Source organism: Tahibacter sp., from assembly GCF_035481375.1.
In the GTDB taxonomy this organism is placed as follows: domain Bacteria; phylum Pseudomonadota; class Gammaproteobacteria; order Xanthomonadales; family Rhodanobacteraceae; genus Tahibacter.
In genome coordinates, this window is sequence record NZ_DATIGT010000334.1 from 1 (window position 1) to 10,532 (window position 10,532).

A 10,532-nucleotide genomic window follows, 5' to 3' on the forward strand; every position below is an offset into this window, starting at 1 on the left:
CCGCGGAGATGATCTTCCTGTCGTTCGCCCTCGCCTATCGCTGGGCCGCGCTGCGCGCGGAAAACGAGCGCATCGCGCGCGAAGCGAACGAACAGCTCGAACAGCGCGTCGCCGAACGCACCGAGGAACTGTCGGGCGCGCTGCAGCAGCTCGGCGAGGCGCATGCGCGCCTGCGCGAGCACAGCCTGCGCGACGGCCTGACCGGCGTGTTCAACCGCCGCCATTTCGACCAGTCGTTCGCGCCGCTGCTCGCGCAGTGCATCGCCGACGCGCGGCCGTTCTCGGTGCTGATCACCGACATCGACCACTTCAAGCGCGTCAACGACGACTACGGCCACCTGACCGGCGACGACTGCCTGCGCTGCATCGCCGCGACCTTGCAGAACTGCGCCGGCGACGGCGCGGCCGTCGCGCGCTTCGGCGGCGAGGAATTCGTCGTGCTGATGCCCGGCGCCGACGAACTCAGCGCACGGCGCACGGCCGAATCGATCCGCCAGCGCGTCGCCGCGCAGACCTTCGCGCTCGACGGCGGCCGCGACCTGCATCTGACGGTCAGCATCGGCATCGCCACCGTGCGCGGCGATCTGCCGATCAGTGCCGACGCGCTGCTGCGGCGCGCCGACGACGCGCTCTATGAAGCCAAGCGCAGCGGACGCAATCGTGTCGTGCAGGGATCGGTTGCGGCCTGAGTCCGGCAGCGCATCGGACCGCAGGCCCGAACATGCCGTGGCGTCTCGACGCAGCAATCGTGCCGCGTCGATGAATAGTGATGCAGTTCACACTTTATTGCAGCGCACCAACCGCTCCCTACGCGGAATTCAGCCGTACGATCCCGCCCTTGTGTCGTTCCGGTTGGGGGGATAAAGCATGCGCAGCTCACTCGTCGTCGGCCTTTCACTTGCGCTCGCCGCGCTGTCGGCGTCCGCGGCCAGCCCGACGCCGCAGGTCGTCACCGTGCACACGCGCGACCAGGCACTGATCCAGCAGATGGCCGATCGCCTCGGCCACCTGCGCGTCGACGCGAAGAAAGGCACGGTCACGACCGAAATCAATCCGGAAGACCTGATCTGGCTGCGCACGCAGACCAGCGAGGTACTCGTCGAGAAGGAAGCCACCGAACTGCTGCAGCTGCAGACCTCGGGCCGCTCGCTGAAAACCATTCCGGGCTACGCCTGCTATCGCACGGTCGAGGAGACGCTCGGCGCGATCGACACGCTGGTCGCGGCGCACCCGAACCTCGCGAGCAAGATCGACATCGGCAACAGCTGGGAAAAGGTCACCTCGGGCGGCGACCCCGGTTACGACCTCGTCGTGCTCAAGCTGACCAATTCGGCGATCACGGGCACGAAGCCGAAGATGTTCTCGATGACCGCGATCCACGCGCGCGAATACACGACGGCCGAACTCAACACGCGTTTCGCCGAATGGCTCGTCAACGGCTACGGCGTCGATCCCGAAGCGACGTGGCTGCTCGACCACAACGAATTCCATCTGCTGCTGCAGTCCAATCCCGACGGCCGCAAGAAAGCCGAGACCGGCCTGTCGTGGCGCAAGAACACGAACACGGCCTACTGCGGCGCGACCAGCAATTCGCGCGGCGCGGACCTCAACCGCAACTATCCGTTCCACTGGGGCGGTCCCGGCGCGAGCAGTTCGGCCTGCAACGAGACCTACCGCGGCGCCAGCGCCGGCTCCGAGCCGGAAACGCAGGCCGTCGTCGCCTACGTCAATTCGATCTTCCCGGATCTGCGTCCCGACGACACGACGACGCCGGCTCCGGATACGACGCAGGGCGTGTTCTTCGACATCCACAGTTTCTCGCAGCTCGTGCTCTGGCCCTGGGGCGATACCACGACGCTCGCACCGAACGCGTCCGGCCTCGAAATCCTCGGCCGCCGCATCGGCTGGTTCAACGGCTACGACCCGCAGCAGTCGGTCGGCCTCTATGCGACCAGCGGCACGACCGACGACACGGCCTACGGCCAGCTCGGCGTTCCGGCCTATACGATCGAACTCGGCGTCGCGTTCTTCGAGAACTGCGATACCTTCGAGAGCGCCACGTATCCGCACAACGTCGATGCGCTGCGCTATACCGCGCGTACCCTGTCGGCTCCGTACAAGCTGCCGTTCGGTCCCGATGCGCTGGAAATCACGGCGACACCCGACCTCGTCGTCGCCGGCGACACCGTGCGGGTGACCGCGCGTGTCGACGATTCGCGCCTCAACCGCACGCCGCAGCCGCAGACCGGCGCGCCGCCGCCGCCGAACACGCAGAACGTCGCCTCGGCGCGCGTGTTCGTCGACAGGCTGCCCTGGGAAGGCGGCGCCACGCCACAGGCGATGACCGCGTCCGACGGCGGTTTCAACAGCGGCACCGAAGCCGTGCACGCCGACCTGTCGACGACCGGCCTGTCGAGCGGCCGGCACCTCGTCTACGTGCAGGGCGTCGATGCGAACGGCGATGCGGGCCCGCCGAACGCGGTATTCGTCGAGGTCGCGCAGGCCAACGAGATCGCAACGCTGCACGGCGTCGTCCGCGATGCGAACACGTCCGCGCCGCTCGCCGCGACGATCACGATCGGCACGAGCACGCTGCAGGCCGACGGCAGCGGCAACTACACCAAGCGCCTGCGCGCCGGCACCGTCGACATCGAAGTCAGCGCACCCGGCCACATGACCGAGCGGCTGACCGGCGTGAACCTGACCGGCGGCGCCGACATCGTCCGCAACTTCAGCCTCGCGCCGAACTGCACGGTGTTCAGCGACAACGTCGAGGGCGCGAACCCGGGCTGGACCGTGCAGTCGCCCTGGGGCACGAGCACGACGGTCGGCGGCAACGCGACCAAGGTCTGGACCGACAGTCCGGCCGGCAGCTATGCGAACAACGTCACTACGAGCCTGACCTCGCCGCTGATCAATTTCACCGGATACGCCGACGCCGTGCTGAGCTTCGACCAGAAATGCGTGACCGAAGCCGATTACGACTACGGCATCGTCGAGATCAGCACGAACGCGAACGCGGGCTCGCCGACCTGGTCCGAACTCGGTCGCTGCGACGGCGAGAGCGCCTGGCGCTCGACGACGGTCGCGCTGCCGTCGGCGACGAACCAGGCAGCCGTGAAACTGCGCTTCCGCCTGACCAGCGACACGAGCCAGACCGCCGAAGGCTGGTCGATCGACAACGTCAGGATCGAAGCCGGCGGCGACGCCTGCCGCGGCCCGGCCGACGTGCTGTTCGAGAACGATTTCGAGTAGCGCGCGCCGGCGGGAATCGTGCCGGACGCGAAAGCGTCCGGCATGGCGGTTGGGTTGAGGCGCTGGGCGAAGCCCGACCCGCGTCTGCGTTTTCTAGCGAACGAGCGCGCCGCTCCTGACGAGCGCACAGACGCGCTGCACTTCGGCGTCCATCGGTCGATCGCGCTGCATGAAGCCGACGACCTCGCGCACGCGTGCGAACGCCGCATGCACGGCGTCGCCGGCGCGGAATTCGCCGGCTTCGCTCAGCGCCCGCATCAGGGCATCGACTTCCCGCTCGAACTGCTCGCGATCGGCATGACCCGGCATCGGCGCGCCGCTGATCTTCGCGGCGACGGCATCGCGGTCGCCGCGGTCGGCCAGGCGCCGCGCCGCGTTGAGCATGTCCTGGCGATATTCGAGCGCCTGCGCCGCGGTGTAGATCTCCAGCGCGAGCACGTCGGAAAGGTCTTCGACCATGTCGAGCACGTGGCGCGCCTCGTTCGCTCCCATCGACACGTGGTCTTCGGCGTTCGCGCTGGTCGGGATCGAGTAGACGCTGGCCGGATGCGCGCGCGTGGCCAAGTCGTTGACGAGCGCGGCCGCGGTGTACTGCACGATCATGAAGCCCGAATCGGTCGCGTCCTCGTTGCCGATCAGGAACGCCGGCAGGCCGTCGTTGTTGGCCGGATCGACGAGCTTGTTGAGACGACGCTCGGAAATCGACGCCAGCACGGGAATCGCGGCCTTCAGGTAGCTCATCGCGAGTGCGAGCGGCATGCCGTGGAAATGACCGGCCGAGACGACCTGATCCTCGATCACTGCCGCATTTTCCATTTGCGGAAAAATCAGCGGATTGTCGGTGACCGCGTTGAGCTCGATGTCGATGACGCGGCAGGCCTGGCTCCAGGCGTCGCGCACGGCGCCGTGCACCTGCGGCGCGCAGCGCAGGCAGTACGCATCCTGCGGCTGGTGCTTCTTGCCGCCCTTGAACGGCAGGAAGCGCGCGTAGAACGATTCCTTGCCGTGGCGCTGCGCCGGCGGCACGTAGTCCCAGGTCAGGTCGAAACGCGCGGTCTGGTCCTGCGCATGCGACCAGGAACTCGCGAGCCACGTGCGGAAGCGCGGCACGAGGTGATACGGAATGTCGGCCAGCGTCGACCCCTGCAGCAGGCCGCGCAGGTTCGCGGCCGACTGCACCTGGCCCGGATGCGGACGCAGCGCGTGCACTTCGGGCTTCAGCGCGCCGGTGCGGCCGGCGAACGCGTCGAGCGTCATCGCGGCGGCGAGATCGGCGGTCGCGATCAGCTGCTCCATGCGCGCGAGCGCGAGCGTCGCGGTCGCGAGCATCTGCGTCGTGCCGTTGTTGAGCGCAAGACCTTCCTTGAACGACAGGCGCAGCGGCGCGAGACCCGCGCGCTCCAGCGCCTGCGCGCCCGGCAGGCGCTGTCCCGCATGGAATGCCTCGCCGCCGCCGAGCAGCACGATGGCCAGATGCGACAGCGGCGCGAGGTCGCCGCTCGCGCCGACCGAGCCCTTCTGCGGAATCACCGGGATCACGTCGCGGTTCAGCAGCTCGGCCAACGCCTCAAGCGTCGACGCGCGAATGCCCGAATGACCGCGCATCAGCGTATTGACGCGGATCGCGAGCATCGCGCGCACGACCGCCGGCGCGAACGGTTCGCCGACGCAGACCGCGTGCGTGACGACGAGGTTGTACTGCAGCTCTTCCATCAGCGTGCCGTCGCGCCGTTCCGGATTGCCGCCGGGCAGTTCGTCGCGCACGCGATGCGCGCCAAGGAGCTTGTCGGCGTTGCTGCCGAAGCCCGTCGTCACGCCGTAGATCGGCTCGCCGCAACTGACTTTTTCGGCGAGGAAGTCGGCGGTCTGCTGCACCCGGGCGAGCTGCGCCGGATCGAGCGCGATGCGGCAGCCGTCGCAGGCGATGGCGGCGACCTGGGCGCGCGTCAGCGACGCACCGTCGAGCGTGATGAGGTTCGTCATGGCGATTCCGTGGTACGCGCCGGGCCCATGGCCTGCGCCTGTTCGATTTCGACGCGCAGCGCCTTGACCAGCTCGGCGCGCGCGACGTCGAATTGCTCGCGGCGGCGCAGGTCCTTGATGATCACCGTGTCCTTCGCGATCTCGTCGCTGCCGACGACGATCGCGAACGCGATGCCGGCCTTCTCCGCGTACTTGAACTGCCGCGCGAGCTTGCCGCCGTCGAGCACGACCTCGGTGTTGATGCCGGCCTGGCGCAGCTCGCTCGCGATCGCGAGATAGCGCGGCAGTTCCTCGTCGCTCATCTGCGTCACGAGCACCTGCACCGTGCTCGTGCCGGTGCCGATCAGCCCGGCCTCGCGCAGCTGCCAGTACAGCCGCGTCGCGCCGATCGAAATGCCGACGCCGGGCAGGTGCGACTTCGTGTAGTGACCGGCGAGGTTCTCGTAGCGGCCGCCCGAACAGATCGAGCCGATCTGCGGGTGTTCGAGCAGGTGCGTCTCGTAGACCGTGCCGGTGTAATAGTCCAGGCCGCGCGCGATCGAAAGATTCAGCGCGTAGTACGCCTCGGGCACGCCGAGCGCACGGATCAGCGTCAGCACTTCGCGCAGTTCGGCGATGCCTTCGTCGAACGCGTCGCTGCCGCTGCCGAGCGCGTCAAGCTTCGCGATCGCATCGTCGTGGCCGGCCGAACGCGTCTGCACGAACGCGAGAATCTTCGCGACGTCGTCGCCGGACAGGCCGAAATCGCCCCCGCGCAGCGACTCGGCGACCTTGTCGGTGCCGACTTTGTCGAGCTTGTCGATCTCGCGCAGGATCAGCGCCTGCCGCTGCGCATCGGACTGGCCGAGGTTTTCGAAGAAGCCGCGCAGCAGCTTGCGGTTGTTGAGCTGGATCGTGAACGGGCCGATCTTGAGATCGCGGAACACCTGATAAATCACCGCCGGCAGCTCGGCGTCGTAGCGGATCGACAGCGAATCCTTGCCGATCACGTCGATGTCGCACTGATAGAACTCGCGGAAACGGCCGCGCTGCTGGCGCTCGCCGCGGTAGACGCGCTGCATCTGGTAGCGGCGGAACGGAAAATTGAGCTGGTGTTCGTGCTCGGCGACATACCGTGCGAGCGGCACGGTCAGGTCGAAGCGCAGCGCCATTTCGGGCGTGCCGTCCTTGCCGAGGTTGCCGGTAGATTGAACAAAATATACTTGTCGCTCGGTCTCGCCGCCTTCCTTGGTCAAGAGGATGTCAGTCAATTCCATGACCGGCGTTTCCACCGGCAGGAAGCCGAAGCGTTCGAAGCTGCGACGGATCGTGTCGAGCATGTCCTGGAACGCGATCTGGTCCAGCGGCAGCAGTTCGAGCACGCCGGGCGGCGTGCGGGCGGCGGTCAATGCCATGAGTTTCCTCGGATCGTGTAGCGGGCCGGGCGCGAAGGGCGCATAGCCTAGCAGATGGCCGCGAGCGGGCTCGGCCATGTAATAGCTGGTTATGACAGCAGGAAATAGCGGTGAGTGTTTGAAAACGGAGGTGCCTCGCCTGCCGCCTCGGAATCGCCGACAACGCGCTCCTCCAGTTACTCCCTGCCACCCCCTTATTTTTTTCTCTTCCTCTCCCGCTCGCTTCGGTCGCGAAGTTCCCGTATAGTCCGCGGGTTCTCGTGCGAACTCCCCGGCTTCCCTTCCGGATTTCTGACGTGACGCAGCCGGCGATCCATTTGCCCGCCACGTCTGCAGCTTTCTCCCTCCACCGGTTTTCCACGACGACACGGCCCGGCACAACGCCTCGCGGCCGCACCATCATTTACCTGCAGCGCGGATGTTGGGCCCTGGACGGCCTTGGGAACGCTCTGGGTTTTCACGTTAGGAGCAATCCCATGGCTTTCGATCAACTCGGGCTGTCGCCCGCTCTGCTGTGCGCGCTGAACGAACTCGGCTACGACACGCCGACGCCGATTCAGGCCGAAGCGATTCCGCTCGTGCTGGCCGGCCGCGACCTGCTCGCCGGCGCGCAGACCGGCACCGGCAAGACCGCCGCGTTCGCGCTGCCGCTGCTGGAACGCCTGTATCCGGAAGGCGCGCTGCGCACCGGACAGCCGCGCAAGGTCCGCGCCCTCGTGCTGACGCCGACGCGCGAACTCGCGGTGCAGGTGCATGACAGCATCCGCGCCTACGGCAAGAACATCCGCTTCAGCTCCACGACGATCTTCGGCGGCGTCGGCATGGGCAACCAGGTGCAGGCGCTCAAGCGCGGCATGGATCTCCTCGTCGCGACGCCGGGACGCCTCATCGATCACCTCGACCAGCGCACGCTGAACCTGCGCGACGTCGAGATCCTCGTGCTCGACGAAGCCGACCGCATGCTCGACATGGGCTTCCTGCCGGCGCTCAAGAAAATCCTCGGCCAGCTGCCGCGCCAGCGCCAGAACCTCATGTTCTCGGCGACCTATGCCGAAGACATCCGCAAGCTCGCGACCGAACTGCTGAACGATCCGGCGCAAATCCAGATCGCGCAGCAGAACAGCGTCGCGACGACGGTCGAGCATCGCGTCTACGCGGTCGACGCCGACCGCAAGAAAGACCTGCTGATCGAACTGCTCGCGCAGGACAGCCGTCGCCAGACGCTGGTCTTCGGCCGCACCAAGCACGGCTCGGACCGTCTCGCGCGCCAGCTCTGCCAGGCCGGCTTCAAGGCCGACGCGATCCACGGCAACAAGAGCCAGAACGCGCGCCAGCGTGCGTTGAAGGACTTCAAGGACGGCCGCATCCACGTGCTGGTCGCGACCGACATCGCCGCGCGCGGCCTCGACATCGACCAGCTGCCGGTCGTAATCAATCACGACCTGCCGATGGTCGCCGCCGACTACGTGCATCGCATCGGCCGCACCGGCCGCGCCGGCTGCGACGGCCTCGCGCTGTCGCTGGTCTGCCGCGAGGAACAGGGTCTGCTCAACGACATCCAGAAGCTGCTCAAGCGCGACATCGATGTCGCCGTGCTGCCCGGCTTCGAACCCAAGCAGCCGCTGCGCACCGGCGCCGACGCGCAGCGCGCCGGCAAGCCCGTCCGCAGTGCGCGCCGCGGACGTTCGACCCAGCCCGCCGGCGGCAAGCATCATGCGGGCAAGGACCAGCGTCGCAGCGGCAGCGGCACCGGCCAGAACGCCGGCCGCCGCTCCGACGGCCGCAGCAACCAGCCCGGCGGTCGCGGGCCGCGTTCGCCGCGCTGAACGCGGTAGCGAGCGAGAGGAGTGAGGAAAGAGTGCGCGCGCTGAACAGCGATCGCTCGTTTCTCGCTCCTCCCACTGCGTGTCCACGCTCCTCGCGGAGCGCATAGAAGCGACGGTCATATTCGTCGACGCACGTCTGTCGCGCGTCGCTTTTCTTTTCCGGCAATCGTTGTGCGAACCTCGCGGCTTCCCTGCAAGGTCCGCTCATGTCCGATTCCGCCAACGCCGCAGCAGCACTGCGATTGTCTTCGGTCGACTGCCTGCGCGGGCTCACCGTCGCCGCGATGCTGCTCGTCAACAACGCCGGCGACTGGAGCCATGTCTGGCCCTGGCTCGAACACGCGAGCTGGCATGGCTGCAATCCGGCCGATCTCATATTTCCACTGTTTCTTTTTGTTGCCGGCGTGTCGCTGAGCCTTGCGCTGGAGCCGCAGCTCGAGCGCGGACGCGCACCCGATGCATTGTCCCGCGGCGTGCTCGTGCGCGCCGCGCGCGTGTTCGCGCTCGGCCTGCTGCTGCACGTCGCCGCGGCACTGCTCGTGCCTGACCGCGACCTGCGCCTGCCCGGCGTGCTGCAGCGCATCGGCGTGTGCATCGCCGTGGCCGGACCGGTGCTGCTGTATCTGAAGCCGCGCGCGCAATGGATCCTGTTCGGCGCCCTGCTGACCGCGTATGCCCTGCTGCTGGCCTGGGCCGGCACGACAGTCGAGCGCAATCCGGGACTCGCCGTCGACAGCGCCGTGCTCGGACGCTTCGCCTACAGCTACGACGCCGCGACCGGTCGCGCGTTCGATCCCGAAGGCATCGTCAGCACGCTCGGCGCGATCGCGACGACGCTGCTGGGCCTGCGCGCCGGGCACTGGCTGCGTGGCGGGCGGCTCGACGCGCTGCTGAGCGCCGGACTCGCCGGACTCACCGCGGGCGCTGCGCTGCATTGGCCGCAGCCGATCAATAAATCCTTGTGGACACCGGCCTTCGTGCTGTGGACCGGCGGCATCGCCTGCCTCGCCCTGCTGGTCATGCACCGCCTGGCCGACCGGCGCGGCGTGTGGCTGCCCGGCGGCGCGCTCGGACGCAACGCGATGCTCGCCTACGCCGGCTCGTGGCTCATGGTCTGCGTGCTCGCCGCGACGGGTACGGACCGCTGGCTGTTCAGCCATGCGTTCGCCGCGTGGCTGACGCCGCTCGCCGGCGCCGAAGCCGCATCGGCCGCCTGGGCGGCGGCCGTCGTCGCGATCTGGTGGCTCGTCGCGATCGTGCTCGACCGCCGGCGCTGGTACTGGAAAATCTAAGACCGCGCAGGCTGGGCTTCGCCTGCGGCCCAGCCAACCTAAGGCCGGACGCATTGGCGTCCGGCGCGCTCGGCGCCTACTCGAAATCGTCCTCGAAAATCGTATCGGTGCCGGCGGTGCAGACGCCCGGCACCTGCGTGTGCGTCAGCGCGATGTCGTCGACGAACCAGCCCTGGCCGGCCGTGCCCTGGTCGGTGCGATAGAGCCAGCGCAGGCGCACCGACTGGCCGGCATAGCTCGACAGGTTCAGCGTCGACTGCGTCCAGACGCTCAGCTGGTTCGTTCCGGTGAACGCGCCGGAACCCTGGGCGATCCCGCAGATCGTGCCGCCGTTCGAGATCGAGCCCGGATAGCCGCCGGCGGGTGTCAGGCGCGTCCAGTTCGTGCCGTTGTCGGTGGAAATTTCCACGACACCGCCGTCCCAGCCGTTTTCGATGTCCCAGGCGCTCCAGAACGAGAGCTGCGCGCCCTGTCCGGCGGTCAGCGTCAGCGGCTGGCTCACGAGCGAGACGCAGAGATTGTTGGCCGACGTCGACCAGAAGCTCTGCGTTCCGCTGCGCTTGCGCGTCGTCGACGTGTGCCAGCCGGCATGCTCGGGACTGTCGACGGCAGCCGGCACCGGCCCGGCCGTGGACGTGTCGAACAGCGGATCGCCGGGCTCGGCACCCGAGCCGAACGTGCCGTCCTGCAGCGGGCCGGTCGCGCGACCGGACAGTTCCACGGTGTTGCCGTCCTCCGCGCCGTTCGCGGCATCGACGGCGCGCACGACGTAATGGCGGCCC

Annotated in this window: 6 protein-coding genes and 1 pseudogene; 4 read left to right on the forward strand and 3 right to left on the reverse strand. The window is 68.0% G+C overall.

What is annotated here, in order from left to right:
• Together VLF18_RS22260 and VLF18_RS22265 are read left to right on the forward strand one after the other, a co-directional pair.
• Positions 1-689: diguanylate cyclase (locus VLF18_RS22260; protein WP_325281826.1), on the forward strand; the 689-nt coding region annotated here is incomplete at its 5' end.
• A gap of 178 nt (positions 690-867) precedes the next feature.
• A complete protein-coding gene (locus VLF18_RS22265) occupies positions 868-3,255 on the forward strand; it encodes a M14 family zinc carboxypeptidase (protein ID WP_325281827.1) in 2,388 nt (795 codons plus the stop codon).
• 93 nt (positions 3,256-3,348) lie between these two features.
• Here the strand turns inward: VLF18_RS22265 and VLF18_RS22270 are convergent, their stop codons facing one another.
• Both VLF18_RS22270 and hisS read right to left on the reverse strand, forming a co-directional pair.
• Positions 3,349-5,238, reverse strand: coding sequence for an aromatic amino acid ammonia-lyase (locus VLF18_RS22270; RefSeq protein ID WP_325281828.1), 1,890 nt, complete (start codon positions 5,236-5,238; stop codon positions 3,349-3,351).
• On the reverse strand, positions 5,235-6,632 hold the full coding sequence (gene hisS, locus VLF18_RS22275) for a histidine--tRNA ligase (RefSeq protein ID WP_325281829.1): 1,398 nt from the start codon (positions 6,630-6,632) through the stop codon (positions 5,235-5,237). The genes VLF18_RS22270 and hisS overlap by 4 nt, the downstream gene beginning before the upstream one ends.
• 476 nt (positions 6,633-7,108) lie before the next feature.
• On the opposite strand from hisS, the gene VLF18_RS22280 reads away from it, so the two are divergent.
• Together VLF18_RS22280 and VLF18_RS22285 are read left to right on the forward strand one after the other, a co-directional pair.
• On the forward strand, positions 7,109-8,458 hold the full coding sequence (locus tag VLF18_RS22280; RefSeq protein ID WP_325281830.1) for a DEAD/DEAH box helicase: 1,350 nt from the start codon (positions 7,109-7,111) through the stop codon (positions 8,456-8,458).
• 206 nt (positions 8,459-8,664) lie between these two features.
• Complete coding sequence (locus VLF18_RS22285) at positions 8,665-9,750, forward strand: acyltransferase family protein (RefSeq protein WP_325281831.1); 1,086 nt, start codon at positions 8,665-8,667, stop codon at positions 9,748-9,750.
• A gap of 76 nt (positions 9,751-9,826) precedes the next feature.
• Here VLF18_RS22285 and VLF18_RS22290 read toward each other — a convergent pair.
• Positions 9,827-10,532 (reverse strand): annotated as a pseudogene (locus VLF18_RS22290) (hypothetical protein); the annotation flags it as partial.

What these genes read in the sequence shown, in the direction of transcription:
- VLF18_RS22280 (WP_325281830.1), top strand. Translation starts at nt 7,109, where the DNA reads ATGGCTTTCGATCAACTCGGGCTGTCGCCCGCTCTGCTGTGCGCGCTG.
- VLF18_RS22285 (WP_325281831.1), top strand. Translation starts at nt 8,665, where the DNA reads ATGTCCGATTCCGCCAACGCCGCAGCAGCACTGCGATTGTCTTCGGTC.
- VLF18_RS22270 (WP_325281828.1), bottom strand. Translation starts at nt 5,238, where the DNA reads ATGACGAACCTCATCACGCTCGACGGTGCGTCGCTGACGCGCGCCCAG.
- hisS (WP_325281829.1), bottom strand. Translation starts at nt 6,632, where the DNA reads ATGGCATTGACCGCCGCCCGCACGCCGCCCGGCGTGCTCGAACTGCTG.
- VLF18_RS22265 (WP_325281827.1), top strand. Translation starts at nt 868, where the DNA reads ATGCGCAGCTCACTCGTCGTCGGCCTTTCACTTGCGCTCGCCGCGCTG.